Origin of the sequence: Sphaerotilus mobilis, from assembly GCF_004216565.1 — a bacterium.
Classification (GTDB): Bacteria; Pseudomonadota; Gammaproteobacteria; order Burkholderiales; family Burkholderiaceae_C; genus Sphaerotilus; species Sphaerotilus mobilis.
This window is the reverse complement of record NZ_SGWV01000007.1, coordinates 1,031,822-1,057,189: the sequence shown is the minus strand read 5'-3', so window position 1 is coordinate 1,057,189 and position 25,368 is coordinate 1,031,822. Positions and strand designations below refer to the sequence as shown.

General features: G+C 69.6%; 22 protein-coding genes. 7 read left to right on the top strand and 15 right to left on the bottom strand.

From position 1 onward, the window contains the following. Positions 1–20 precede the first annotated feature (20 nt). The 9 genes from EV685_RS04945 to EV685_RS04905 all read right to left on the bottom strand — a co-directional run bounded on the left by EV685_RS04945 (position 21) and on the right by EV685_RS04905 (position 13,345). Positions 21–3,911: a pilus assembly protein gene (locus EV685_RS04945; protein WP_242615423.1), complete on the bottom strand. Its 3,891-nt coding sequence runs from the start codon at positions 3,909–3,911 to the stop codon at positions 21–23. Positions 3,912–3,922: 11 nt separating this feature from the next. Then, a complete protein-coding gene (locus EV685_RS04940) occupies positions 3,923–4,588 on the bottom strand; it encodes a pilus assembly PilX family protein (RefSeq protein WP_130480816.1) in 666 nt (221 codons plus the stop codon). A gap of 23 nt (positions 4,589–4,611) precedes the next feature. Further along, entirely contained in the window at positions 4,612–5,757 is a 1,146-nt protein-coding gene (locus EV685_RS04935; protein WP_130480815.1) for a PilW family protein, read from the bottom strand. Further along, complete coding sequence (locus EV685_RS04930) at positions 5,757–6,200, bottom strand: type IV pilus modification PilV family protein (RefSeq protein WP_130480814.1); 444 nt, start codon at positions 6,198–6,200, stop codon at positions 5,757–5,759. Before EV685_RS04930 ends, EV685_RS04935 begins: the two co-directional genes overlap by 1 nt. 35 nt (positions 6,201–6,235) lie before the next feature. Beyond that, positions 6,236–6,862: a GspH/FimT family pseudopilin gene (locus EV685_RS04925; RefSeq protein ID WP_130480813.1), complete on the bottom strand. Its 627-nt coding sequence runs from the start codon at positions 6,860–6,862 to the stop codon at positions 6,236–6,238. A 17-nt stretch (positions 6,863–6,879) separates the two neighbouring features. Next, a complete protein-coding gene (locus EV685_RS04920; RefSeq protein ID WP_420820803.1) occupies positions 6,880–7,383 on the bottom strand; it encodes a type IV pilin protein in 504 nt (167 codons plus the stop codon). 141 nt (positions 7,384–7,524) lie between these two features. Beyond that, entirely contained in the window at positions 7,525–10,857 is a 3,333-nt protein-coding gene (locus tag EV685_RS04915) for an error-prone DNA polymerase (protein ID WP_130480812.1), read from the bottom strand. 17 nt (positions 10,858–10,874) lie between these two features. Continuing rightward, positions 10,875–12,434 (bottom strand): Y-family DNA polymerase, encoded by a 1,560-nt coding sequence (locus EV685_RS04910; protein ID WP_130480811.1) that lies wholly within the window; start codon positions 12,432–12,434, stop codon positions 10,875–10,877. A gap of 53 nt (positions 12,435–12,487) precedes the next feature. After that, the gene (locus tag EV685_RS04905; RefSeq protein WP_130480810.1) at positions 12,488–13,345 is read right to left on the bottom strand and encodes a hypothetical protein; all 858 of its coding nucleotides are present in this window, start codon (positions 13,343–13,345) and stop codon (positions 12,488–12,490) included. Between the two features lie 239 nt (positions 13,346–13,584). Here EV685_RS04905 and EV685_RS04900 point away from each other — a divergent pair, with 239 nt between their 5' ends. The 3 genes from EV685_RS04900 to EV685_RS04890 all read left to right on the top strand — a co-directional run bounded on the left by EV685_RS04900 (position 13,585) and on the right by EV685_RS04890 (position 16,845). Next, positions 13,585–14,661 (top strand): glycosyltransferase family 9 protein, encoded by a 1,077-nt coding sequence (locus tag EV685_RS04900; protein WP_130480809.1) that lies wholly within the window; start codon positions 13,585–13,587, stop codon positions 14,659–14,661. A gap of 111 nt (positions 14,662–14,772) precedes the next feature. After that, entirely contained in the window at positions 14,773–16,437 is a 1,665-nt protein-coding gene (gene ettA / locus EV685_RS04895) for an energy-dependent translational throttle protein EttA (RefSeq protein ID WP_130480808.1), read from the top strand. A 69-nt stretch (positions 16,438–16,506) separates the two neighbouring features. Further along, positions 16,507–16,845 (top strand): P-II family nitrogen regulator, encoded by a 339-nt coding sequence (locus EV685_RS04890; protein ID WP_130480807.1) that lies wholly within the window; start codon positions 16,507–16,509, stop codon positions 16,843–16,845. A gap of 99 nt (positions 16,846–16,944) precedes the next feature. Here the strand turns inward: EV685_RS04890 and EV685_RS04885 are convergent, their stop codons facing one another. Genes EV685_RS04885 through EV685_RS04860 form a run of 6 tightly spaced genes read right to left on the bottom strand, consistent with a single transcriptional unit; the run spans position 16,945 to position 20,376 of the window. Further along, positions 16,945–17,532: an LOG family protein gene (locus tag EV685_RS04885; RefSeq protein ID WP_130480806.1), complete on the bottom strand. Its 588-nt coding sequence runs from the start codon at positions 17,530–17,532 to the stop codon at positions 16,945–16,947. Positions 17,533–17,542: 10 nt separating this feature from the next. Then, positions 17,543–17,923: a diacylglycerol kinase gene (locus EV685_RS04880; RefSeq protein ID WP_130480805.1), complete on the bottom strand. Its 381-nt coding sequence runs from the start codon at positions 17,921–17,923 to the stop codon at positions 17,543–17,545. 14 nt (positions 17,924–17,937) lie between these two features. Next, positions 17,938–18,489 (bottom strand): RDD family protein, encoded by a 552-nt coding sequence (locus EV685_RS04875; protein WP_130480804.1) that lies wholly within the window; start codon positions 18,487–18,489, stop codon positions 17,938–17,940. Beyond that, the gene (locus EV685_RS04870) at positions 18,486–19,241 is read right to left on the bottom strand and encodes a DUF3106 domain-containing protein (RefSeq protein WP_165396709.1); all 756 of its coding nucleotides are present in this window, start codon (positions 19,239–19,241) and stop codon (positions 18,486–18,488) included. The genes EV685_RS04875 and EV685_RS04870 overlap by 4 nt, the downstream gene beginning before the upstream one ends. A gap of 32 nt (positions 19,242–19,273) precedes the next feature. Further along, positions 19,274–19,813 (bottom strand): DUF3619 family protein, encoded by a 540-nt coding sequence (locus EV685_RS04865; protein ID WP_242615422.1) that lies wholly within the window; start codon positions 19,811–19,813, stop codon positions 19,274–19,276. Continuing rightward, positions 19,810–20,376: an RNA polymerase sigma factor gene (locus EV685_RS04860; protein ID WP_130480802.1), complete on the bottom strand. Its 567-nt coding sequence runs from the start codon at positions 20,374–20,376 to the stop codon at positions 19,810–19,812. Before EV685_RS04860 ends, EV685_RS04865 begins: the two co-directional genes overlap by 4 nt. A 289-nt stretch (positions 20,377–20,665) precedes the next feature. On the opposite strand from EV685_RS04860, the gene EV685_RS04855 reads away from it, so the two are divergent. From EV685_RS04855 to pssA, 4 genes are all read left to right on the top strand, one after another. Next, entirely contained in the window at positions 20,666–22,447 is a 1,782-nt protein-coding gene (locus EV685_RS04855) for an acetolactate synthase 3 catalytic subunit (protein WP_130480801.1), read from the top strand. Between the two features lie 154 nt (positions 22,448–22,601). Beyond that, positions 22,602–23,093, top strand: coding sequence for an acetolactate synthase small subunit (gene ilvN, locus EV685_RS04850; protein WP_130480800.1), 492 nt, complete (start codon positions 22,602–22,604; stop codon positions 23,091–23,093). A gap of 157 nt (positions 23,094–23,250) precedes the next feature. Beyond that, positions 23,251–24,267, top strand: coding sequence for a ketol-acid reductoisomerase (ilvC, locus tag EV685_RS04845; RefSeq protein WP_130480799.1), 1,017 nt, complete (start codon positions 23,251–23,253; stop codon positions 24,265–24,267). A 73-nt stretch (positions 24,268–24,340) separates the two neighbouring features. Next, entirely contained in the window at positions 24,341–25,189 is an 849-nt protein-coding gene (pssA, locus tag EV685_RS04840) for a CDP-diacylglycerol--serine O-phosphatidyltransferase (RefSeq protein WP_130480798.1), read from the top strand. Positions 25,190–25,368 lie beyond the last annotated feature (179 nt).

The following is a 25,368-nucleotide window of genomic DNA, read 5'->3' as shown; positions in this document are numbered from 1 at the left end:
GCGCCAGCTGGCAGCCGATCTCAGTCGGTCAGCTCGCGCCACGAGGCCCGGCGCACGTTGCTGCCGCCGCCACCCGAACCGCCGGTGCTGCCCTTGAGCACGGTCTTCTGGTCCTGCGTCGTGACGATGGCGCTGACCTTGCCGTTGTTGCTCATGACCCGGTTGAGGCCGACGATCATGGTCGTGAAGGTGTCCACGCCGGTGACCTGACCGGTGTTGATGTCGATCTGGTAGAGGTAGGACGAGCCGCCCTGCGAGCAGGCATCGGCATTGGGCACCGTCGAGGCGAAGGCCAGGATGCCGGCGGCCAGTTGCACGCCGTCGACGTAGACCTTCTCCTTGCTGGCAGCGGTCAGGTCGATGTACCAGCCGTTGCGCGTGCTCCAGTCGAGCGGCGCGACGGTGTCGACCAGGCGGGTGGTGTTGTTGAGGGTCTGCTGCACCAGCGCGGCGCCGGTCGAGCGCAGCACGCCCAGGCCGGTCGCGCCCAGCGTGTCCTTGATGCCATAGATCGACTGCGTGGTGGTGTCGCCGAGGTCGGTGGTGGTCAGCAGCCGGCCGGTGCCCACGCTGATGATGGCGGTGGCCACGCCGTTGATCGACTTCTCGGTCAGCACCGGCTTGGCGGTGATGGGCTGGGCGGTGCCGGTCGACGTCTCGGCGCGGCCCAGCAGCATGGCCTCGCGGCCGGCCGGGGCGATGCGGTCGTCGTGGTCGAAGCGCCAGAGGTTGCCCAGCGTGTCACCGGCATAGAAGCGCAGCGCGGTGTTGTCGGTGTCCGACGCGACCCAGGCGTTGAGCCGGCCCATGTTGCTGGGCGTGGTGGTGTCGCCCGCGCCGGTGCTGATGCTGCGCACCAGCGCACCCGTGATCGCGTTGAGCACGTAGAGCCGCCCGACGCCGTCGCCGCCGCTGACGTTGTTGGTGCCGGAGGTGAACGCGACGATCCAGGTGCCGCTGGCGTCCTTGGTGACCACCGGGTTGCCGTAGGTGTAGCCGAGGTTGGTGTCGGTGTATTCCCACAGCGAGACCGGGTTGTCCGGGTCGGTGACATCGAGCGCGAAGTAACCGCGCCCGCCCGCGCCCAGGCCGGCGACCAGGATGGTGCGCCAGCGCCCCGCCGTGGCGTCGTAGACGTCCGAGACGTTGGGCGTCGCGTCGACGTAGAAGCGGTGGTCGTAGTTCTGGTCGGCCAGGCGCCACATCTGGCCCATCGCCGCGCTCGGCACATAGGCCCACAGCTCCGTGCCGCCCGTGGCATCGCCCCGGCCGGTGCCGACCTTGAAGGCATGCAGCATGCCGTCGTTGCTGGCGGCGTAGACGACCGGTGCGCGGCTGGCCTTGTCGGCCGCGAAGGCCGCGTAACCGGCATCCGCATAGCGGAACGGCGGCTTGCCGACGTAGACCGGCGAGGCGTTGACAAAGTCGCCCAGCAGCGAGGTCAGGCGGGTGCGGAAGACCTGGTCATCGGTGGCGGTCGCGTTCAGGTAGAGCGAGCGGTCGCCGGCCAGGTAGCTCACCAGGTTCTCTGCCGTCACCTTGGCCTGCGCGTTGGTGCTGAGGCCCCCGCACTGCGACAGGTTTTCGGTCGATGCGCCGCGGGTGCAGCGGTTCTCGAACGGCGCCAGCAGGCCGGCGGCCGACAGGTTGGTGGCGTTGAAGTCCGACAGCGCCGTGCCGTTGCGGAACAGCACGCGCCGGGCGGTCGTGCGGGCGTTCAGGCGCTGGCTGGCGCTCCAGATCTCCTGGTTCGGCCCGGTGTCGGGTGCGACCAGCTCGCCGGTGTCGGTGAAGGTGAACTTGAAGGCCCGCAGGTCGCCGGCCCATTCGCCGGTGGTGAAGCTGGGCACGAAGACCCAGTCGTCGCCCAGCACCGGGGTCAGCGTGCTGGCGGCAGCCGCAGCGCCGGACTCGGTGACCCGCTGGATCGAGGCCAGCGTGGTCGTGATCGCGTCATCGAGCTGATCGGGGTTGGACGCCGAGAAGTACTGCCCGCGCCCGTTCACCGCCGCATGCCAGAGGTCGTCGATGTGGGTGGCGTTCTCGCTGCTGCCCACCGTGCCGGACGGCACCGGCCAGTTCTTGGTGCCGTTCTTGATGTCGACGAAGTCGCCGCTGCTCTGGCTCAGGTAGTTGCGGTCGTAGTTGAGCGTGCCCTTCAGCCCCAGGCCGATGGTGAAGGTGCTCATGTGCTGGTGCGTCGCGCTGTCGCTGCTGTTGGTCGGGACGTTGTTTTCCAGCGTGCTGCGCAGGTCGGTGGCCCAGTAGTAGTGCGCCACGTCGGCCAGCGTGTTGCTGTCACCGGCGGTCGTGGTGGTGGTCTCGACGGTGTTGTCGGTGTTGATCGGCGTGTTCGAGACGGTCACGGCCGGGCCGGTGGCGGTGGCCGCGCCTGCGGTGTTGGTCGTGAACGTCGTCGCGCCGATGGTCAGGCCATCGTTGCGCAACTCGTTGATCGTGCGGCAGCGGTCGGAGGTCGTCGCGGTGTTGCTGAGCACCCAGTTGGCCTGAGGACAGGCGGGCGTCGTGGCCGGCGTTGACGTTGATTCGTTGCGGTCGCTGGGTGCTGTGCTGGTCGGGCCGGCCGTGCCGTCGACGATCACGGTGGTGTAGCGGGTGATCGTCGAGTTGGTGGCGGTGGTCGTGCGGGTCCAGTCGATGCTGCACGAGGCCGAGTCGGCATTGGTCCGGGTGACCAGGTATTCGTCGTTGTCGCAGCGGTTGCCATTGATGCGGCGCTGGCCGGTGGCCGAGCTGACGATGTTGCGGCGTCCCGTTGACGTCGCCCGCAAGGGTGTCTCCGTGACCGTGGTGCTGCCGACCTCCTGGGTCCGCACCCGTGTCACGCGGGTCGTGGCGCCGTCCTTCATCGGTCGCAGCGCGGTGCCGTCCTGCTGGCCGACGTTGTTGCCGGCGAGGTCCAGCGGGCCGTAGGTGCTGAACTCGCTGTCGTCGTTCCAGTAGCCGTCGGTCGACAGGACCGAGTAGTTGCGCTGGCAGGAGTACTGCACCGGATCGGGTGAGCCCGAGCGCACCAGCACGCCGCCGTAGTAGCGGCCGACCTTGGACAGCGCCCCGCGCAGCGGCGTGAATCCACCCGTGCCGCTGGTGTAGAGCAGGTTGAAGAAGGCGACCTTCTGGGCCGTGTTGAAGTCGGCCGGCGGCAGGAAGTTGTTGCCGGTGACGCTGGTATCGCTGATCTTGGTGAAGCCCACGCGGTAGCCGTCCGACAGGTCGGCGAAGGCCCGGCCGGCGGCCGTGCGCATCGTCAGCACGCGCTTGCGGTAGTAGGAATACCAGTTGGCATAACGCTGCTGGTCACTGGCGGACAGATCGGCCATGGTCACCCGCGTGAACACCGACGAGGCGGTGGTCGTCGCCGTCTGGCATTCGCTGTAGAAGGTGGTCGAGGTGTCGACCGAGCCGTTGGTGGCATAGCGCCAGGACAGCGCGGGCTGGCTGCCGGTGTAGCGGTAGAAGATGTTGCCCGACGTGGCCAGGTTGACGGTGCCCGAGCCGCTGGCGAAGCCGTCATCGGGGGCGGCGGTGAAGGGCACGTCCGGATAGCTCTCGATCGCGCCGGTGGTGGCGTTGATGCGCACCGGTGGCGCATAGGTCACCGTTGGATCGGGGTTGAAGGCCACGCCGTTGCATTGCGACGACCAGTAGCCGTAGCGGCCCGAGTTGCTCATCTCGTCGGGCATGTACAGCCAGTTCATCGAGCCCGAGTCATCGAGGATGAACATGATGTTGGGCTTGGCCGTCGTCGTCGACGTCGTGCCCAGCGGCACGTTGGCGATGTCGGGCACGGCGGCCTGGGCCAGGTGGCCGGCCAGCGCCAGGCCCAGGGTCAGCGCCGATGCCAGGGCCTGGAGCCGCGTGCGCAGCGGGGAGTTCGGGAGGGTCGACATGGCGGGCCTCATCAGAAGTGCACCAGCGTCTCGGTGACGCTGACCGTGTTGCGGGCCCCGCGGGCCCGCACGATGACGCGGAAATACTGCGACAGCACGATCTGCTGCAGCTTCGGGTCGGTGTAGTTCATCTCGCCCTTCTCGGCGGTCGGGGCGGCGCTGGCGGTGATCGGGCGCGCGCAGGCCACCGAGGGCAGGGTTGGATCGCCAGTGGCGCTGCACACCCGCACGATCAGCCAGCGGGCCTCGACGTCGTTGGGGCCGAGGCTCATCGCCGCAGCCAGCGGCTTGATGCAGCTGGCGTAGCTGTTGGACGGGTGGTCTTCGCAGTCGTTCATGTTCCAGTCGACGACCGCCCGGGTGTTGTCGCCGGTGCGGGTGCCTGTGGCGTCCAGCCCGTTGACCGTCATGGCGCGGTAGCCCTGGGCCTCGATGCTGGCGTTGAGCGTCGTGCCGCCCCGGTTCACGTCCAGCCAGCTGATGGCGCGGCGCGAGGCCTCGTCGGCCGCCAGCAGCGTGTCCTGCTTGAAGCTCAGGTTGCCGAGGATGGTCGCGCCGGTGTCGACCGAGCGGATCAGCGCGACTGCCGCCAGCGACAGCGCCACCAGCGTGATCAGCGAGAAGACCAGCGAGACGCCGCGCTGGGCGCGCCGGTTCGGGTGCAAGGGTCGGGTCATCGCCTGTGTCCTGACGGGTGTGTTCACGATTGCCACAGCAGGTTGCGCAGCGGCACGACCACCTCGAAGACCTTGTAGCGGTAGTGCCGCCAGTCGCTCAGGTGGTCGACCGGCAGGGTCTCGACGGTGCTGCCATCAGGTCGCCAGCTCGGCTGCGTGGTCGTGACCTCGGCCTTTTCGTACTGGGTGCTGCGGGCGACCACCGCCAGCCGCACCGCGATCGCGGCGCCCCAGCCGGCGGGCGTGGTCGGCGCGACGGTGGTCCAGCTGTCGACCACGTCGTCGGGCGTGGCGCTGGTGTCGACGCCGTAGACCGCCTGCAGGTTGACGATCTGCGGGTACAGCACCTCGGCCGCGCTCCAGGCGGCGTTGGACGCGTCGGTGCTGCGCAGCGTCAGCGCGGTGCCGCCGCCAGCGGCGGTGTCGGCGCCGAGCGCGTACTCGCGGTAGATCAGCGTGCCGAGGTTCACGAACTGGTCGCCAACCGTGTAGCCGACGTCGCCAAAGCTCACGCCCGGGCGGATGTTGGCGGTCGCGTCCTGGTTCCAGGCGCCCGATTCGGCATGCTCGATGGTGTCGGCCAGCGCGGCCGGCCTGGTGGTCACCTCGACCACCGAGCACCAGCTGGTGGCGGTGTTGGTCGGGATCAGCGCCAGCAGGTCGCCGGCCTGGGCGGTCTCCGCGCCGAGGTTGACGGTGGCGTCCACGCCCAGCGAGACGTCGCTCTTGCGGTGGACCCGCGACAGCCGCACCGGCAGCGCGTGGAAGGACGTGCCGGGCCGGCCGCTCAGCATCACGAAGACCGAGTCGGGCGAGCCGCGGGTGGCGTCGGTGCCTTGCACGATGCGCACCGGCACCATCGGCTGGCCATGCCAGGGCGGCGTCACGCCGTCGCGGTTGCCGCGCAGCTCGCAGCCCGCGCCGCTGCCGGTGCTGATGCCGTAGCCGGCCATCTGCAGGTCGCGCTGCAGCATCTGCAGCGTCAGCGCGCCGTTGACCTGGGCGTCCGAGCCGCCGGTGGTGCTGCGCTTCTGGCCTTCGAACAGCAGGGCGACCTGGGCGATCACCAGCACGGCCAGCAGGCCGATGACCATGCCGACCATCAGCTCGATCAGCGTCACGCCGCGCGCCGGCCGGTGCGGGCGGGGGAATGGGGTGGCGTGCGGCATCACGGGTTCCGGTTGATCGAGGTGATCGTGGTGTAGCTGTGCTGCGGCTCGTTGGGCACGACCCAGTTCAGCGTGATCTCCACCGTCGCGGTGGCCGCGTCGATGCTCAGCGTCGGCGCAACGTTGCCCGGCAGCGTGTTCTGCACCTTGGCGGTCCAGTTGCGGCAGGGCGCGTGGTTGGAGCAGTCGGTGCTGTAGGCGGCCAGGTTGGCCGAGTCGGCCCACATCGTGCCGACCAGGTCATTGGCCAGGTAGGCCGCATCGGCGCGGAACTTGGCGCCGCTGGTGGCGCGTGTCAGCGAGACCTGCAGGCCCAGCACGCCCAGCGCGCCGAGCATGAAGATCAGCAGCGCGATCAGCGCCTCGATCATCGCGAAGCCGCCGGCCGAACGGCGCGCGGCCATGCGCAGCCGGGGCGCGGGCGATCGGGTGGCGGGTGGCATCGGCCGTCCTGTCGGTGTCATGTCGCCCCTCCTGATCAGCACTTGCGTGGGTCGTTGTTGTCGGTGACGGCCGGGTCGCAGCTGCGCACCGTGCCGCCGGGTGAGACCACGATGTTGAGCGCGCGCGCATCGGCGCCGCTGTTGTGGCCGATGACGATGCAGCGCATGGCCGAGCCACCGTTGTCGACCCGGCCGAAGCCGCCGTAGACCACCTGGGTGTTGCTCGACACCGTGCTGCAGTCGGCCGCGCGCACCGACACCGTCACGTTGCGCGAGCCGTCGCCCTGGGCGAACTTGGCCAGGATGCGCGGGCCGTCGGTCTCGCTGACCGGCTCGTCGCAGTCACCGCCGGGGTTGTCCAGGCTGACGACCCAGGAAGCCGAGGTTGCCGAGTTGGCGCAGCTGCCGTCGAGCAGGCCCGGGTTGCCGCTGACCGTGCTGACCAGCGTGAAGCGCACCGGCAGGTTGCGCCGCACCGCCTCGGCGCGGGCCTTGGCCAGGCCGTTGCTGATCGATTCGGCGGCGTTGCGGATCTCGGTGTTGCGCAACCAGGCGCCGATGCTGGGCATGGTCGCCACCAGCAGGAAGCCGAGGATGGTGAGCGTCACCATCATCTCGATGAGCGAGAAGCCGCGCCGCGCCGGACGGCGGTCTTGACGCATGGCCCTGATCCGGTCGATCAGCATTCGCTGCCCTTGACCAGCCAGCAGTCCTTGCCTGTGACCGTGCTGCCCTTGAACGAGGTGGTCGTGCGCGCATTGGCGTGGTCGACCGTGTAGGCATGGGCGCTGCCCATCTCGGCGGTGTTGGTGGCCGTCAGCGTGTAGCCCTGGCCTGCCACGTTGTTGACGGCTCTCAGCTCGCAGGTGTAGGTGAAGTACTTGGTGCCGGCCGGTGTGGCGGCGATGGCGCCGGCGGCGCAGTCGGTGCCGGTGCCGTAGTTGCGGTTGTCCTGGTAGTACTGCTCCATCTGGACCCGGTAGTTGCTCAGGTAGGTGAAGGCTTCCGGGATGCGCCCGCGCCGCAGGTAGTCGGTGTAGGACGGCAGCGCCACGGCGGCCAGGATGCCGACGATGGCCACCGCGATCATCAGCTCGATCAGCGTGAAGCCGGCTTGCGGGCGACGCCCGGCGGTCAGGGCGGTCCAGGTCGAAGGGCGCGGGGTCATCGGAGGCTTGGTCATGGGGGCGGCGGTCAGGTCAGCGTGAACCCCATGCTAGGCGCTCGCCCGCCGGCTGGGCAGCCGTAACCCAACCGGCCGTCGCCTGGGTTTGACCGTTCATCCGGCGGTTCTTCCGGCGGTTCCTCCGGCCGCTCCGGTCAGTCAGTGGAAATCCCGCGAGTGGGTCTGCAGCCGGCCCAGCCAGGCGCTCATGTCGTGCAGGTCCTGGGCGATCAGGTGGCTGACGCCGTCGCGGCGCTGCCAGGTGCCGCGCACGGCCAGCAGGCGCGCGCCCAGCAGGGCCTGACGGTGGCGCTCGCGCACGTCGCGCCAGACGATCACGTTGACCGGGCCGGTCTCGTCCTCCAGCGTGACGAAGATCGTGCCCTTGGCGGTGGCCGGTTGCTGGCGCGTCACCACCAGGCCGCAGGCCCGCACGGTGCGGCCGTCCGGCACGCGGGCCAGCTCGGCGGCGCTGCGCACCGACTGGCGCTGCAGCCGTTCGCGCAGCAACGCCAGCGGGTGGCGGCGCAGGCTCAGGCCGGTGGCGGCGTAGTCCAGCGTGACGGCCTCGCCCTCGGGGGCCTCGATCAGGCTGAGCTGGGCCTCGCGCACCGGGGCATCGCGCAGCAGGTGGGCGGCCGGTGCGGCGTGCCGCTCGCGCGGGTTCGACAAGGGCGCCGACAAGGGTGCCGACAAGGGCGCGGCAGCCGCCCAGACCTGCTGGCGGCGGTGGCCGGCCAGGGCGAACAGCGCGTCGGCCTCGGCCAGCGTCTGCAGCTCGTGCGGCGCCAGCGCGGCGCGCAGGGCCAGGTCGGGCACGTCGGCGAACGGCGCTTCGGCGCGGGCTTGCAGCAGCCGCTCGGCGCTGGCGCGTGGCAGGCTGCTGACCTGCCGCAGGCCCAGTCGCACGGCCGGTGCGCTGCCCGGGCCGCACGTGTCTTCCAGCGTGCAGTCCCAGTCGCTGCGGCTGACGTCCACCGGCCGCACCTCGATGGCGTGGCGGCGTGCATCCGCCACCAGCTGGGCCGGACCGTAGAAGCCCATCGGCTGCGAGTTCAGCAAGGCGGCCAGGAAGGCGGCCGGTTCGTGGCATTTCAGCCAGGCGCTGAACCACGTGATGATGGCGAAGCCGTAGGCGTGGCTCTCCGGGAAGCCGTATTCGCCGAAGCCCTGGATCTGCTGGAAGATGCCCTCGGCGAAGGCGCGTTCGTAGCCGCGCTCGACCATGCCGTCGACGATGCGGTCGTGGAAATGGTGCACGCCGCCCTTGCGCCGCCAGGCCGCCATGGCGCGGCGCAGGTTGTCGGCCTCGCCGGGCGAGAAGCCCGCCGCGATCATGCAGACCTGCATCACCTGCTCCTGGAAGATCGGCACGCCCAGCGTGCGCTTCAGGGCGGCGTCCAGGGCCGGATAGGGCGACTCGGCCTTCTCGCGGCCCTGCTTGCGGCGCAGGTAGGGGTGGACCATGCCGCCCTGGATCGGGCCGGGCCGCACGATCGCGACCTCGATCACCAGGTCATAGAACTTGTCGGGCTTGAGCCTGGGCAACATGCTCTGCTGGGCCCGGCTCTCGATCTGGAACATGCCGACCGTGTCGGCGCGCTGGATCATCCGGTAGGTAGCGGCGTCGTCGCGCGGGATGTCCTGCAGCGTCCAGCGCGGCGGGCCACCCGGCAGCCCGCGGCCGTGGCGTTCGTCGGCCAGCGCCAGCGCCTTGCGCAGCACGGTCAGCATGCCCAGCGCCAGCACGTCGACCTTGAGCAGGCCGAGCGACTCCAGGTCGTCCTTGTCCCACTGGATGACGCGCCGCCCGGCCATCGCCGCCGGCTCGATCGGCACCAGCCGGGCCAGGCTGCCGCGTGCGATGACGAAGCCGCCGCTGTGCTGCGACAGGTGGCGCGGGAAGCCCATCAGCGTGTGCGCCAGTTCCAGCCACAGCCGCGTCACCGGCGCGTCGGCGTCCAGACCCTGCTCGGCCAGCCGGGCGTCGAGCGACTCGCGGCCGTCGAACCACTGGTGCGATGTCGCCACCGCGTCGATCAGCAGGCCGTCCAGCCCGAGCGCCTTGCCGACCTCGCGCACGGCGCCGCGCACCCGGTAGGTCGCCAGCGCGGCGGCCAGCGCGGTGCGGTGGTGGCCGTACTTGGCGTAGAGGTACTGGATGACCTCCTCGCGCCGCTCGTGTTCGAAGTCGACGTCGATGTCGGGCGGCTCGCCACGTTCGCGGCTGATGAAGCGCTCGAACAGCAGCGTGGTCTGGGTCGGGTCGACCTCGGTGATGCCCAGGCAGTAGCAGACCGCCGAGTTGGCCGCCGAGCCGCGGCCCTGGCAGAGGATGTCGCGGCTGCGGGCGTAGCGCACGACGTCGTGCACGGTCAGGAAGAAGGCCTCGTAGCGCATCTGGGCGACCAGCGCCAGCTCGTGTTCGATCTGCGCCATGACGGTGGCTGGCACGCCGTCCGGGTGGGTCGACGCCGGGTAGCGCTGCCGCGCGCCGGCCAGGGTCTCGTGGCGCAGCCAGCTGGCCGGCGTGTGGCCGCTCGGGATGATCTCGTCGGGGTATTCGTAGGCCAGCTCGGACAGGCTGAAGCGGCAGTCCTGCGCGATCGCCACGCTGCGCGCCAGCCACTCGGGCCGGTGCAGCTGGGCCAGCGTCAGGCGCGCGCGCAGGTGGGCCTCGGCGTTGCGCGCCAGCTCGGCACCGCACTGCTCCAGCGGACGGTTCAGGCGGATGGCGGTCAGCGTGTCCAGCAGCGGCTTGCGCGAGCGCACATGCATCAGCACGGCGCCGCAGGCGACCCGCGCCAGACCGCTGGCGGCGCTGGCCTGCCGGGCGTGTTCGACGGCCAGGCTGTCGTCGGCCTGCATCAGCAGCTCGACCGCCAGCGAGGCCCGCGCCGTGCCGAACACCCCGGCGGCCCAGACGGCCTGCCGCGTCAGCACGTCCGGCCCTTCGTGGCGGCGCGGCAGCACGATGGCGTGCAGGTCCTGCCAGCTCGACGGGTCGGGCTCGGGCGGCTCGGCGGGCTCACCGACCGAGCCGGTGGGGACGGCGATCGGGCCGGGTCCGAAGTCATCGGCATCGAGCCGGTAGGCACCCTTCTCGCAGCGGCTGCGGGCCAGCGTGATCAGCTCGCACAGCCGGCCATAGCCGGCCCGGTTGCGGGCCAGCAACAGCAAGCGGGCGCCGGGGTGGTCGGCGGGATCGGGGCCGGTTGGCTCCAGCGTGAAGACGCTGCCGATCAGCAGCTGCAGCGGCAGCCCCCGCTCGCCTTGCCGGCGCGCTTCCTCATGCGCCCGGACCACGCCGGCGACCGAACATTCGTCGGTGATGGCAAGGGCCTGGTAGCCCAGCCGGGCGGCGCGCTCGACCAGTTCTTCCGGGTGCGAGGCGCCGACGCCGAAGCTGAAGTTGCTGCGGCAGTGCAGCTCGGCGTAGTCGGGCACGGCGCTGAAGCCGGCCTGGCCGATCGCCGATGGCGGTGTGTGCATGGGCGGGTTCACCGTCTTCAGCCAAACAAGCCGTGCAGGAACCAGCGCGCGCCGGGCTCGCGGTAGATCCAGCACAGCCGGCCATCGGCGGCCAGCGCGACGTGGTAGTCGCGCCGCACCAGCGCGCCGTCGTGCCAGCCGGTCTCGATGCGTTCGGCGCGGGTCAGCAGGCGCAGCGGTCGGCCCTGGTGCAGGGGCCGGTCGTGCTGCTCGGCCAACAGTTCGGGCTGGGGCAACAGCCAGGTCGGACGTGGCGGGGCGGGCGTGGGCGGCGTGGCGTGTCCGGCGGTTGCGGCGGTTGCGGCGGGCGGCACATCGGCCTGGTCGGCATCGACCCAGCGGTCGGCCTTCTCCGGCCGGGCGTCGGCCTGCACCTGCAGCCGGCGCACGCGGCCGCGGCCCAGCCGGGCCTGCAGGCGGTCGATCAGGCTGCCGTGGGCGAGCGCCTGGGTGCGCACATCGGGCCACAGCGCGACCGGCTGGCCATGGTCGGCCACGCTGCGCAGCAGACCCAGGCTGATCGCGTCGACCGGCGCGGCCAGTTCGAGCCGCTGCAGGTGCTCGCGCAGCAGCGTGCGCAGGTGCTGCGGATCGCGGCTGGGCCGGGCCAGGTCCAGGTCGAGCGTGAGGTCGGCCAGGTGACGGCGCTGGCTGTATTCGTGGTGCAGGCTCAGGCGCAGGCCTTGGGCGGCCTGCCAGCGCCGGTGCAGCCAGCCACACAGGGCTTGCAGCAGCGGCTCGGCGGCGGCCTCGATCGGCGCGACGCCGTCGGCCCGGCCAGCCAGTTCCAGGCGCAGCGAGAAGGTCTCCGGCGGCTCATGCAGCACGCGCGGGTCGGGCCGGTCGCCCCAGGCGCGGTCGAGCGCGTCCAGCCACGGCCCGGCGCCACGCCGCCGCAGACCGGCACGCGGCAGGCGGCGCAGATCGTCGATGCGGCGCAGGCCCAGCGCGATCAGCATCGCGTCGGTGGCGGGCGTGTGCCACTCGGCCGGCACGCCCTGATCGGCCAGCTGGCCCAGCGGCAAGGGGGCGATCAGCCGGCGCGTGCTGGCCAGCGTGGTGCAGCGCCGCCGGGGCGCGCCGGCCCAGGCGCTGGCCGGCGACTGGGCCAGCAGCCGCGCGGCCAGCGGCGTCGCGGCCAGGCCCCAGCGGCGTTGCGGCAGGCCACAGGCGGCGATCAGCGCATCGGCGCGCCGCAGCAGCGCACGCAGGCCGCCGAACAGGCGCAGGCTGGCGTGCAGATCGACCAGCAGCACGGGCGGGTCGACGACGACGTGCGAGCTGAGCTGGCCCAGCGCCAGCGCCAGCCGGTCGAGCAGCGCGGCCTCGCGCGCCACGTCACGCGCCAGCACCAGCGCGTGCGGCGCCAGGCCTTGCGCGCTGCCCAGCCGCAGGCCGGCGCGCACGCCGAGCGCCTGGGCGGCGGCGTTGGCCTGGTGGACCCGTCGGCCGCGTGCGCCGTCGCTTTCCCAGGTCAGCGCCGGCAGCGTCACCCCGGGTGGCCAGGGGCCGAGTGCATCCAGCGACAGCAGCGGCAGGTGCAGACAGAGCCAGAGGGCGGGCAGCGGGGCGGGCATGGGGGCTTTCGCAGGGGCGGTCGGGGTGCGCGGCGGGCGGGCACCCCGACCGCTCAGCCTTCGGGCAGCAGGTCCGGGGTGCCGCTCAGGCGCTGGCGTGTGCCAGGGCGGATCGGCTGCAAGGCGGGGGGCGCCGCCGGCAGGGCGCGATGCTGCGGCAGCGGCTGGCTCAGCCGGTGAGCCAGTGCAGCGGCGAGCTGCGCGCCGGTGTCGAGCGCCAGCGGCGTCTCCAGCGGCGGGCCGCGGCGCTTGAGGATGCGCAGCCGCAGCCACGTCGGCTGCTCCGGGTCGACGCTGGCGTGCAGCCGCAGCGGCGCGGGCGTGCTGCGGCCGGCGCGGGCGGCCGGGCGCAGCACGAACAGCAGCGCCTCGCTGGCCTGCACCGCCAGGTGCAAGCGGCGCAGCGTCGCGGTGGGCAGGGTGGCGGCGCCTTCGTCGCTCCACCACAGCACGGCGGTGCGGGCGATGCCGCCGAGGGCGGGGGCCGATCCGCCCGGTCCTGTGGAAGCGGCCCGCTCGACGCTCTTGAGCGCCTGCTCGGCCGCCCAGGCCGCATCGGCGTCGCGGGTCGCGTCGATCCACAGGCCTTGCGCCAGATCGAGTCCAAGTGCCTGCAGTGCCGGCCCGTGCGGGCGCAGCGGCGGGGCGATCGCGACCCAGCGCCCGCCGTGGCGTCCGAGCGCAGCCAGCAGCGGGCCGAGCAGACGCCACTCGCCGTGGCCGGGCTGGTCCAGCAACAGCTCGGTCAACGCGCCGACGGGCCAGCCACCACCGGGCAGCTGGGCGTCCAGCGCCTCATGCCCGCTCGGCAGCGTCGCCCGGATGCTGCTGGCGATCTGGTCGGCGGCCCAGACCTGGCCGTCCAGGGCCGGATCGCCCCAGCCGGTCGGCGGCGGGGCGATCGGGGACACCGGTAAGCGGAGGGCCGCGACCGGATCGGTCGGCGGTGGTGGCAGGGGGGTCACGGCGGCTTGGTTGGACGGTCACGTCGGGGGTTTGGGTGGCGAAAGCTGTATGTTCATACAGTCTTTCGGGCGCCGCAAGTCGCGCGGGATCACCGGGCGGCGGACCGTGTCATCCGCCCATGTCAGGGCAACGGCAGAATGTGCGGACTCGTATCCCAAGCGAAGAAACGACCCCGTCCGCCCTCATGGTGCTCACGCCTATCTCCTCCGTTGCTGCGGGGCCACGTCCGGTTGTGGTCCGTTTCCCCGCCCTGGGCGACACCGTCCTGCTGACGACACTGATCCAGGCGCTGTCGCTGCGCCACGGCCAGCCGGTCGACCTGCTGGCGTCCGGGCCGTGGGTGCGACCGCTGCTGCGTGGCAACCCCCATGTCGGCGACATCCACCTGATCTCGAGCCGCCGGGCGCCCTACTGGCTCACGCCCAGCCAGTGGTCGGCGGTGCGCTGGCTGCGCTCGCGCGAGGGCGCACCGATCTACGACTGCGAGCGCGACCCGCACGCCCGCGCGCTGCTGGCCCGCGCCGTGCCCGAAGAGCGCCGCTACCTGCGCGCCTGGGACCACGACCCGGGTCCGCAGCTGCACTGGGTCGAGTGGTGGCTGCAGATCGCCAACCTGAGCCCGCCATTCCTGCACGAGGCGGGCACGGTGCCGCCGCCGGTCGACGCGCCCGCCCTGACCTCGCTCTACCTGCAGCCGGCCGATCGCGAGGATGCCCGGCGCTGGTTGGCCGCGCGCGGCCTGGACGGCCAGCCCTTCGTGCTGATTCAGCCCGGCCACAAGAAGACCCACAAGCGCGGCCGTCTGGCGACCCAGCAGCACGCCAAGCACTGGCCGGCGTCGCACTGGGCGGCCGTCGCGAGGGGAATCGCCGCCGCGTTGCCGCAGGCCCGCGTGCTGGTCTGCGGCACCCGTCAGGAGCAGGGCCTGGTGCAGGAGATCGTCGACGCCGCCGCCGAGCCCCGGGTCGTCAACATCGCCGGTGACCTGCCCATCCCGCGCCTGATGGCGCTGGCCGAGCGGGCCCACAGCATGGTCTCGGTCGACACCGGCCCGGCCCACGTCGCCGCCGCGATGGACTGTCCGCTGGTCGTCCTGTTCAGCGCCTTCGGGGCGACCCGCTGGAAGCCGCGCGCGCCGCACGCCGACGTTGTCGCCGTGGGCGCCCAGGACGATGCGCAGATGCGCCTGGTCGACCTGCCGCCCGAACCGGTGCTGGCGGCCTGGCGGTCGCTGAAGCCCCGCCGGATCGAGGCGCACTGACCGCCCGGCCCGGTCGTCCGGGATAATCACGGGTTTTGCGGCGCGCCCCCGATGTGGCGCCGCGCACCGCACGGAACACCTTCGCACAGCACAAGGCTCAGAACCGCACCCATGGCCCAATACGTATTCACCATGAACCGCGTCGGCAAGATCGTGCCGCCGAAGCGGCAGATCCTGAAGGACGTCTCGCTGTCGTTCTTTCCTGGCGCGAAGATCGGCGTGCTGGGCATCAACGGCTCGGGCAAGTCGACGCTGCTGAAGATCATGGCCGGCATCGACAAGGACATCGAGGGTGAAGCCACCGCGATGCCCGACCTGCGCATCGGCTACCTGCCGCAGGAGCCGCAGCTCGATCCCGATGCCACCGTGCGCGAGGCGGTCGAACAGGGCATCGGTGGCGTGCTGGCCGCCAAGCAGCGGCTCGACGAGGTCTACGCCGCCTATGCCGACGAGAACGCCGACTTCGACGCGCTGGCGGCTGAACAGGCCCAGCTCGAAGCGGTGATCGCCGCCGCCGGGAGCGAGAACACCGAGATGCAGCTCGAGATCGCCGCCGACGCGCTGCGCCTGCCGCCCTGGGACGCCAACATCGGCAAGCTCTCGGGCGGCGAGAAGCGCCGCGTCGCGCTGTGCCGCCTGCTGCTGTCCAAGCCCGACATGCTGCTGCTCGACGAGCCGACCAACCACCTGGACGCCGAATCGGTCGAATGGCTGGAGCAGTTCCTCGGCCGCTTCCCCGGCACCGTCGTGGCCATCACCCACGATCGCTACTTCCTGGACAACGCCGCCGAGTGGATCCTGGAACTGGACCGCGGCCGCGGCATCCCCTACGAGGGCAACTACTCGACCTGGCTGGAGCAGAAGGAAAAGCGCCTCGAACTCGAACAGCGCACCGAGGATGCCCGCACCAAGGCGATGAAGATCGAGCTGGAGTGGGTCCGCAAGAACGCCAAGGGTCGTCAGGCCAAGAGCAAGGCGCGACTGGCCCGCTTCGAGGAACTGAGCGACGTCGAATACCAGAAGCGCAACGAGACCAACGAGATCTTCATCCCGGTGGCCGAGCGCCTGGGCACCGAGGTGATCGAGTTCGAGAACGTCAGCAAGAGCTTTGGCGATCGCGTGCTGATCGACAACCTGAGCTTCAAGGTGCCGATGGGCGCCATCGTCGGCATCATCGGCCCGAACGGCGCCGGCAAGTCGACGCTGTTCCGCATGATCCAGGGCACCGAGACGCCCGACAGCGGCAGCGTCAAGATCGGCAAGACCGTCAAGATGGCCTTCGTCGACCAGAGCCGCGAGTCGCTCGAAGGCGACAAGACGGTCTGGGAAGACCTGTCGGGCGGGCTCGACAACCTGGTGGTCGGCAAGTTCGTCATGCCCAGCCGGGCCTATGTGGGCCGCTTCAACTTCAAGGGCAACGACCAGCAAAAGCTGGTCAAGAACCTGTCGGGCGGTGAACGTGGCCGTCTGCACCTGGCCAAGACCCTGGCCACCGGTGGCAACGTGCTGATGCTTGACGAACCGTCCAACGACCTCGACGTCGAGACGCTGCGCGCGCTGGAAGACGCGCTGCTGGAGTTCGCCGGCTCGGCCATGGTCATCAGCCACGACCGCTGGTTCCTCGACCGCATCTGCACCCACATCCTGGCCTGCGAAGGCGATTCGCAGTGGTTCTTCTACCAAGGCAACTACCAGGAATACGAGGAAGACAAGAAAAAGCGCCTGGGCGAGGAAGGTGCGCGTCCGAAGCGGGTGCGCTACAAGGCCCTCAAGTGAGTCCCTCGTGTCCCGCGCGTGTCGGAATACGGTTAAATTGAATCGCAGCAACGCATCCGGAGCATCGTCATGAAGCAGATCACCGCGGTCATCAAGCCGTTCAAACTCGAGGAAGTCCGCGAGGCGCTGGCCGAGGTCGGCGTGACCGGCCTGACCGTCACCGAGGTCAAGGGCTTTGGCCGCCAGAAGGGCCACACCGAGCTCTACCGCGGCGCCGAGTACGTCGTCGACTTCCTGCCCAAGGTGAAGATCGAGGTGGTCGTGAAGACGTCCGACGTCGACCGTTGCCTGGAGGCCATCGTCAAGGCGGCCAAGACCGGCAAGATCGGCGACGGCAAGATCTTCGTGACGGCGGTCGAGCAGGTGGTGCGCATCCGCACCGGCGAGACCGACGAACAGGCGATCTGACCCAGCGGCTTGGCCGCCGCCCGTCACCGCCCGCCAGAAGCACAAGAAGCACAAAAGCGCCAGTCCACGTGTTGTGGCTGGCGCTTTTTGCTGGGCGACTCAGATGCGTCGGTAGTTGCCGGCTTGTCCGGTGCTGCCCGCGACCAGGCGATCGAGCAGGGCGTCGATCCGGTCCTCGACGACCAGCATCGCGGCCTGCTCGTCGGACACGAAGCCCTCGGCCTGCGTGCGCTGCATGAAGGCCAGCAGCGGCTGCCAGTAGCCAGCCACGTCCAGCAGTGCGACGGGCTTGTCGTGGTAGCCGAGGTGGCGCCAGGTCCAGACCTCGAACAGTTCCTCGAAGGTGCCGATGCCGCCGGGCAGCGCGACGAAGGCGTCCGATTCCTCGGCCATGCGCTGCTTGCGCGCGTGCATGGTGTCGACCACATGCAGTTCCTGCAGGCCACGGTGGCCGACCTCGCGGCGCATCAGCGAGTCGGGGATGACGCCGCAGACGCGACCACCGGCGGCCAGCGCGGCATCGGCCACGACGCCCATCAGACCGACGTTGCCGCCACCGTAGACCAGGCGCCAGCCGCGTGCAGCGATGGCCGTGCCGAGTGCGCGCGCGGCATCGGCATAGGCGTCTTGCGCACCCAGGCGCGAGCCGCAGTAGACGCAGATGCTGAAGGGGCGGGCGGGGCTCATCGGGTGAGCCTCAGGCCGAGAGGTGCTGCCACAGCGCCGCCGCCCAGATGCCGCCGCACAGCAGGAGTGCCAGCATGACGGCGGCACTGCCGAAGTCCTTGGCGAGCTTGGACAGGTCGTGCAACTCGAAGGAGATGCGGTCGATGGCGGCCTCGACGGCCGAGTTCAGCAGCTCGACGATCATCACCAGCAGCACGCTGCCGGCCAGCAGCGCGGTCTCGACCCAGCTGCGGCCGAGCCAGAAGGCGGCGGGGACCAGCAGGATCGCCAGCACGGTCTCCTGCCGGAAGGCGCTCTCGTTGCGATAGGCGGTGCACAGACCGCTCCAGGAGTAGCCCGCGGCATGGATGACGCGGTCGAGGCCTGTGCGGCCCTTGTGAGGATTCGACATGGGGCGCGATTGTGTCAGCGCTTGGCGGGACGGGGCGGGGGCAGGCGCCGGACCAGCCGGGTGCCGCAGATCACGTCGTGCAGGAACTGCCGGCCGGGCAGCAGCCGGCTGAGTCCGGCATAGATCAGCACGCCGGCGAGCAGCGCGCTCCAGAACGCAGCCGAGCCCTGGGTCAGGCCGGCGAGCCAGACCACGCCGAGCGCCGGCAGAAACCACAGCCAGCTGGCCAAGTAGCGCAGTGCGGCTTGTGCCAGTCGCACCGGTGCACCGTCCGCGCGGCGCAGTTGGACCTGCCAGGTCTTCATCGCCAGCGTCTGACCGCCGTGGGTCCAGAAGCCGATGAAGTAGGCCCCCAGCACGATGAACAGGAAGAGCTGGAAGCCGTGCCGTCCTTGCAGCGCGTGGCGCTGGTCGGTGAGGGCGGCATAAGGGATCGACGTGGCCATCAGCACGCCGAACAGCAGCACGCCCTCGTAGAGCATGGCCGCGAGGCGGCGGCGCAGACCGGGCGCGCCGGTCGAGCCGGGCACCTCGAAGGCCCCGGGTGTCTCGACGCGGGCGTTCATGGTTGGCGACTGGCGGCGACGGCCGGTGGCGCAGCCTTGCGGGCCGGCTCGATCGCGGCACCCTGCGGGCCGCGTTGCGGCAGCAGCGTGGTGCTGTCGATGAAGTCGGGCGTCGCGGCGATCTTGGGCAGGCCGGGTTGCTGGTGGCGCGGCGGCAACGCACCTTGCGTGATCGGGCGGGTGCTGGCACCGACGGGTGCCTGCACCGTGCCGGGGCCGACCGGTTGTGGCTTGGCGCTGGGCCGGGGGGCTTGCGCGCCCTTGTCCGCAGCGGCATCAAGCCGGGCGGCGGGCTTGTTCGACGTCGGCGGCGCGGGCCGGGTCTCGGCCTGCTTGAGCAGGGCCTCGCGCTGCTCGGTCGGCAGCGACTGGTAGGCATCCCAGCGGGCCTGGCGCTCGCTGGCCGGCAACTGGCGGACCTGCTCGAACTGCAGCCGCGCGGCGTTGCGCTGGGCAGGCGACATGGCGGCCCACTCGGACATGCGCGAGGTGGTCCGTGCCTGCTGGTCGGCGGTCATGGCAGGGAAGCGCTCGGCAATGTCCCGCCACTTCTGCTTGCGCACGGTGTCGATCGTGCCCCACTGGTCCTTCAAGGGCTGCAGCACCTGCTGTTCCTTCGGACTCAGTTCTGCCCAGGCCGGGTTGCCCAGCACCTGGGCGTGGGCCAGCGCGCTCAAGCTGCCGCCCATCACGAGCGCCAGCAGCCAACGACCGACCGATGCCGGCTTGCGGGACGGGCGCAACGTGTTCATGTCGGCGGGATCGATCCGGGCGGTGCGGCGGTTCATTCGCGCATGTCGTCGGCAGGGCCGAGCGAGGCCGGTTCAGCGTTGGCCTCCAGCGGGTGCTCGGTCTGCGGTTCGAGCAGGAACTCGACAAAGCCCGGGTCCGTGAAGGCGGCCGGCGGCAGGTCGTCGCCCAGCAGGGCACTGTCGATGTCAGCGGTGGTGGCGATCTGTTCGCGGTCACGCCAGTGGCTGATGAACAGCAGACCGGCCAGCAGCAACAGCACCGGCACCAGCGTGCCGAGCGCGGTCAGCCACGGCGAGCGCTGGCCGGGGTTGGCGTCGGGCCAGTGCAGGGCGGCGCTGTTGTTGCCGACGGCGACGATGTCGTCGGCACTGGCTGCGGGTGCTGCCACCAGCCGCCGCGCCGCAGCACGTTCGAGGGCCTGCTGGCGGGCGACGCGCAGCCGCTCGGTCACGTCATGGGACAAGGTCTGTGTGCCCTCGTTCAGGCGAGCGGCAACACGCAGGCCAAAACGGGCCTCGAGCGCTTCGGCTTCGAGGGGGTAGGCGGGTCGTTGGATCGGACCGGTGTTCACAGCGAGATTCCCTTGATCTTCAATGCCTTGGCCAATGCATGAACGGCCCGCGAGCAGTGCGTCTTCACGCTTCCCTCCGAGCAGCCCATGGACGCAGCCGTTTCTGCAACATCCATTTCTTCCCAGTAACGCAGCAGGAAGGCCTCGCGTTGACGCGCGGGAAGCTTCGCGATCTCGTCCTCGATCAGATGGAAGGTCTGGGTCCGCTCGGCAGTGTCTGCCGAGCTTTCGACGCGGTGCGAGCCCGACTGGTCGGCCAGCATCTCGAGGATGTCAAAGTCACCGTCGCTGCCGGCGGGCTCGAAGTCCGAGAACACCGTGAGCACCCCGCGCCGCACCTTCTGGTGGCGGAACCAGTCCATCGTCGCGTTGGACAGGATGCGCTGGAACAACAAGGGCCATTCCGCCGGTGGGCGATCCGCATAACGCTGGGCCAGCCGGATCATGGCGTCCTGCACGATGTCCAGGGCGGCGTCGTCGTCACGCACCGCGTAGACGGTGCGCTTGAAGGCGCGTTTCTCGATGCTCTGGAGGAAGTCGGACAGTTCCTGGTCGGCGGCCAAGGGTTCGGGGCCGGAAGGCCATGTGACATCGCCTGGGATTATGGCACCCGCCTGGGGCGGGGCCGCACCGGAAAGCGGCGCTGGCGGTCTTGCTGCGGCGCGATGTCATAATTCACGGTTCCGCACACGTGCGGACTTGGTCACTTCGCTCGCCCGACCCCGGACGACGCCGATTTCTGACCGCGCAGGCCCTGATTCCGCTCCACGAGAGCGAGCGCCCGTTTTGACGTAGGGCGCGCGAGGAGGGGCACCATTCGATTTTCGTCAGAGAAAACCCGAAAGGTTCGACATGGACATGTCTGCAGCGGAACACAAGCGTGCCGCATCGGCACAAGCCTCCCGCGACTCCTCCTCCACGCCCGAGCTCAATGGCTCGGACATCCTCGTTCGCTGCCTCCAGGCCGAGAACGTCCAGTACATCTGGGGTTACCCGGGTGGCGCGGTCCTCTACATCTACGACGCGCTCTACAAGCAGGAAACCATCCAGCACGTGCTGGTGCGCCATGAGCAGGCTGCCGTGCATGCCGCCGACGGCTATGCGCGCGCCACCGGCGACGTCGGCGTCGCGCTGGTGACCTCGGGTCCGGGCGTCACGAATGCCATCACCGGCATCGCGACCGCATACATGGACTCGATCCCGATGGTGATCATTACCGGTCAGGTCCCTACGCCCGCGATCGGCCTGGATGCCTTCCAGGAATGCGACACCGTCGGCATCACCCGCCCGATCGTCAAGCACAACTTCCTGGTCAAGGATGTGCGCGACCTGGCGCTGACGATCAAGAAGGCCTTCCACATCGCCCGCACCGGCCGCCCTGGCCCGGTCGTGGTCGACATCCCGAAGGACGTCTCGCTGAACAAGACCGCGTTCAGCTACCCCGAGACGATCGAAATGCGCTCGTACAACCCGGTGCGCAAGGGCCATGGCGGACAGATTCGCAAGGCCGTGCAGTTGCTGCTGGGCGCCAAGCGGCCGTACATCTACACCGGTGGCGGCGTGATCCTTGGCAATGCGGCGGCCGAGTTGCGCGAGCTGGCCGACCTGCTCGGCTACCCGGTCACCAACACGTTGATGGGCTTGGGCGCCTTCCCGTCGACCGACCCGCGCTTCCTGGGCATGCTGGGCATGCACGGCACCTACGAAGCCAACATGACGATGCAGCACTGCGACGTGTTGATCGCCATCGGTGCGCGCTTCGATGACCGCGTGATCGGCAACCCGAAGCACTTCGCCTCGGTCGAGCGCAAGATCATCCACATCGACATCGATCCGTCGTCGATCTCCAAGCGCGTCAAGGTCGACATCCCCATCGTCGGCGACGTCAAGGACGTGCTGCAGGAGCTGATCAGTCAGATCCGCGAGACCCAGCAGCGTGCCGAGCCGGCTGCGATCAATGCTTGGTGGTCGCAGATCAACGAGTGGCGCAAGACCGACTGCTTGAACTACAAGAAGTCCGACGAGGTCATCAAGCCGCAGGCCGTGGTCGAGAAGCTGTGGGAGCTGACCCGCGGCTCCGACACCTACATCACCTCGGACGTCGGCCAGCACCAGATGTGGGCGGCGCAGTTCTACCGCTTTGACGAGCCGCGCCGCTGGATCAACTCCGGCGGTCTGGGCACGATGGGTGTGGGCCTGCCCTACGCGATGGGCATCAAGCTCGCCAAGCCGGATGCGGACGTGTTCTGCATCACCGGCGAGGGCTCGATCCAGATGAACATCCAGGAACTGTCGACCTGCCAGCAGTACAACACGCCGGTCAAGGTCATCGCCCTGAACAACCGCTACCTCGGCATGGTGCGGCAGTGGCAGCAGCTGGACTACAGCGGCCGCTACTCGCACAGCTACATGGATGCGCTGCCCGACTTCGTCAAGCTGGCCGAGGCCTACGGCCACATCGGCCTGAAGATCGAGAAGCCGTCCGAGGTCGAGCCGGCCCTCAAAGAGCTGATCCGCCTGAAGGACCGCACCGTCTTCCTCGACGTGCGCACGGACCCGACCGAGAACGTCTGGCCGATGGTCAAGGCCGGCAAGGGCATCAGCGAGATGCTGCTGGGATCCGAAGAGCTCTGACCGGCTTGCCGGCAACGCGATCGCGGCGGCCACCCGCCGTGCGCGACGCGTTGCGGGCGGCCGTCGGATGCACATCCATGAACCGATTCGTTGAAGGGTCGGCGCAAGGCCCGCAGTTACCGCTGCGGACGGAGGCGCAGGCCGGGAGACCGACATGAAACACATCATTGCCCTGCTGCTTGAGAACGAGGCCGGTGCGCTTTCCCGCGTGGTGGGCCTGTTCTCGGCCCGCGGCTACAACATCGAGAGCCTGACGGTCGCGCCGACCGAGGACCCCTCGCTGTCGCGCATGACCATCGTCACGCACGGCTCGGACGAGGTGATCGAGCAGATCACCAAGCACCTGAACCGGCTGATCGAGGTCGTCAAGGTGGTCGATCTGACCGAAGGCCAGTACACCGCCCGCGAACTCATGCTGATCAAGCTGCGCGCGGTCGGCAAGGAGCGCGAGGAGATCAAGCGCATGGCCGACATCTTCCGTGGCCGCATCATCGACGTCACCGACAAGACCTACACGATCGAGCTGACCGGCGACGCCGAGAAGCTCGACGCGTTCATCCAGGCCGTCGACCGCACCGCCATTCTCGAGACCGTGCGAACCGGCTCCAGCGGCATCGGCCGCGGCGAGCGCATCCTTCGCGTCTGAACGGACGATCGCCCGACCCATCCCGACCCGTGACGCAAGGCCATGTGGCCGCGCGTCGCTCCCCCCAGGGGGAAGGGCACTGCGACCGATCGGCCCGGTGCCTGAAACCCGCTCACTTCCCCCCGCTACACGCGAACCGCATTTCCAGGAGAAACCCATGAAGGTCTATTACGACAAGGACGCCGATCTGAGCCTGATCAAGGGCAAGAACGTCACCATCATCGGCTACGGCTCGCAAGGCCATGCCCACGCCCAGAACCTGAACGACTCGGGCGTCAAGGTGACGGTCGGCCTGCGCAAGGGCGGCGCGTCCTGGTCCAAGGCCGAGAAGGCCGGCCTGAAGGTCGCCGAGATCGCCGACGCGGTGAAGGCCGCCGATGTCGTCATGATCCTGCTGCCCGACGAGCAGATCGCCTCGGTCTACAACGCCGAAGTCGGCCCGAACCTGAAGGAAGGCGCATCGCTCGCCTTCGCCCACGGCTTCAACGTGCACTACGGCCAGGTCGTGCCGCGCGAGGACATCGACGTCTGGATGGTGGCCCCGAAGGCTCCCGGCCACACCGTGCGCAACACCTACAGCCAGGGCGGCGGCGTGCCCCACCTGATCGCTGTCCACCAGGACAAGACGGGCAAGGCCCGTGACCTGGCCCTGAGCTACGCCGCAGCCAACGGCGGCGGCAAGGCCGGCATCATCGAGACCAACTTCCGCGAAGAAACCGAGACCGACCTGTTCGGTGAGCAGGCCGTGCTGTGCGGCGGCACCGTCGAGCTGATCAAGGCGGGCTTCGAGACGCTGGTGGAAGCTGGCTACGCGCCCGAGATGGCCTACTTCGAGTGCCTGCACGAGCTCAAGCTGATCGTCGACCTGATCTACGAAGGCGGCATCGCGAACATGAACTACTCGATCTCCAACAACGCGGAATACGGCGAGTACGTCACCGGCCCGCGCGTGGTGACCGAGGACACCAAGAACGCGATGCGTCAGTGCCTGAAGGACATCCAGACCGGCGAATACGCCAAGAGCTTCATCCTGGAGAACCGCGCCGGCGCCCCCACGCTGCTGAGCCGTCGTCGCCTGACCGCCGATCACCAGATCGAGCAGGTGGGCGAGAAGCTGCGCGCGATGATGCCGTGGATCAAGGCCAACAAGCTGGTCGACAAGAGCCGCAACTGATCGGCCCGGACTTCGCTGGAAAGCCGCCTTCGGGCGGCTTTTTCCTTCCACCGTCTGCGCTATGCTTTCCGCGATGATCGATCCAACTCCCGTCGATTCTGTCAATGCCGACGACGACCTTGATGAGGTTGCGCCCGCCCCGCGTCCGCCACGTCGCAAGGGCATCTACGCGCTGCCCAACGCGATCACGCTGTCGGCGCTGTTCGCGAGCTTCTACGCGATCGTGATGGCCATGAACGGTCGCTTCGAGACCGCCTGCATCGCGATCTTCGCGGCGGCCGTGCTCGACAGCCTGGACGGCCGGGTCGCACGCATGACCAACACCCAGAGTGCGTTCGGCGAACAGATGGACAGCCTCGCCGACATGGTCAGCTTCGGTGCCGCGCCGGCGCTGATCGTCTACCAGTGGGCGTTGCACGACATGGGCAAGCCCGGCTGGATTCCGGCCTTTGTCTACATCGCGGGCGCAGCCCTGCGACTGGCGCGCTTCAACGTCAACATTGGCGTGGTCGACAAGCGCTTCTTCCAGGGCCTGCCCAGTCCGGCAGCGGCCGCTTTGGTGATGGGGCTGATCTGGGTGGTCGACGATGCGGGCATCAAGGACGTGGCCCAGGTCAATTGGGTGGTGTGGTCGGCCTTCGTCGTGACGCTCTACGCCGGCTTGTCGATGGTCACGAACGCACCGTTCTACAGCTTCAAGACCTTTGGCGGTCGGCGAACCGTGCCTTTCGTGGTGCTGGTCGGCATCATGCTGGTGATCGCGCTGGTCAGCCTCGATCCGCCGCGCGTTCTGTTCGCGCTGTTCTGCGCCTACGGACTGTCGGGGTACCTCGTCTACGGCTGGCGCAAGTTCAAGGGCAAGCCCGCGAGCGTGATCGCCACGTCGACCGACGAACCCGACGAGATCGGCCTGCACCGCTGAAGCCGCCTGTGCGTTTGCCCCGTGGCGATCGGCCTTCCCGGCCTGTGCTACATTGATTTGGCCATGAGGAACACGACGTCGATCCGCGCCTTTGCGCTGCTACTAGCCACCCAACCACGGGTGCGCTGACCGATCACGTCTTTACCTTCACCGGATCAACGGCCCGTCTTGCGCAACGC

Excerpts from the sequence above, each read along its gene's own strand:
- EV685_RS04940 (WP_130480816.1), bottom strand. The coding sequence starts at position 4,588 with ATGACCCGACCCTTGCACCCGAACCGGCGCGCCCAGCGCGGCGTCTCG.
- EV685_RS04910 (WP_130480811.1), bottom strand. The coding sequence starts at position 12,434 with ATGCCCGCCCCGCTGCCCGCCCTCTGGCTCTGTCTGCACCTGCCGCTG.
- EV685_RS04855 (WP_130480801.1), top strand. The coding sequence starts at position 20,666 with ATGGACATGTCTGCAGCGGAACACAAGCGTGCCGCATCGGCACAAGCC.
- ilvC (WP_130480799.1), top strand. The coding sequence starts at position 23,251 with ATGAAGGTCTATTACGACAAGGACGCCGATCTGAGCCTGATCAAGGGC.
- EV685_RS04900 (WP_130480809.1), top strand. The coding sequence starts at position 13,585 with ATGGTGCTCACGCCTATCTCCTCCGTTGCTGCGGGGCCACGTCCGGTT.
- pssA (WP_130480798.1), top strand. The coding sequence starts at position 24,341 with ATGATCGATCCAACTCCCGTCGATTCTGTCAATGCCGACGACGACCTT.
- EV685_RS04915 (WP_130480812.1), bottom strand. The coding sequence starts at position 10,857 with ATGCACACACCGCCATCGGCGATCGGCCAGGCCGGCTTCAGCGCCGTG.
- EV685_RS04875 (WP_130480804.1), bottom strand. The coding sequence starts at position 18,489 with ATGAACGCCCGCGTCGAGACACCCGGGGCCTTCGAGGTGCCCGGCTCG.
- EV685_RS04870 (WP_165396709.1), bottom strand. The coding sequence starts at position 19,241 with ATGAACACGTTGCGCCCGTCCCGCAAGCCGGCATCGGTCGGTCGTTGG.
- EV685_RS04890 (WP_130480807.1), top strand. The coding sequence starts at position 16,507 with ATGAAGCAGATCACCGCGGTCATCAAGCCGTTCAAACTCGAGGAAGTC.
- EV685_RS04945 (WP_242615423.1), bottom strand. The coding sequence starts at position 3,911 with ATGTCGACCCTCCCGAACTCCCCGCTGCGCACGCGGCTCCAGGCCCTG.
- EV685_RS04885 (WP_130480806.1), bottom strand. The coding sequence starts at position 17,532 with ATGAGCCCCGCCCGCCCCTTCAGCATCTGCGTCTACTGCGGCTCGCGC.
- EV685_RS04935 (WP_130480815.1), bottom strand. The coding sequence starts at position 5,757 with ATGCCGCACGCCACCCCATTCCCCCGCCCGCACCGGCCGGCGCGCGGC.
- EV685_RS04920 (WP_420820803.1), bottom strand. The coding sequence starts at position 7,383 with ATGACCAAGCCTCCGATGACCCCGCGCCCTTCGACCTGGACCGCCCTG.
- ettA (WP_130480808.1), top strand. The coding sequence starts at position 14,773 with ATGGCCCAATACGTATTCACCATGAACCGCGTCGGCAAGATCGTGCCG.
- EV685_RS04925 (WP_130480813.1), bottom strand. The coding sequence starts at position 6,862 with ATGCGTCAAGACCGCCGTCCGGCGCGGCGCGGCTTCTCGCTCATCGAG.
- ilvN (WP_130480800.1), top strand. The coding sequence starts at position 22,602 with ATGAAACACATCATTGCCCTGCTGCTTGAGAACGAGGCCGGTGCGCTT.
- EV685_RS04880 (WP_130480805.1), bottom strand. The coding sequence starts at position 17,923 with ATGTCGAATCCTCACAAGGGCCGCACAGGCCTCGACCGCGTCATCCAT.
- EV685_RS04930 (WP_130480814.1), bottom strand. The coding sequence starts at position 6,200 with ATGCCACCCGCCACCCGATCGCCCGCGCCCCGGCTGCGCATGGCCGCG.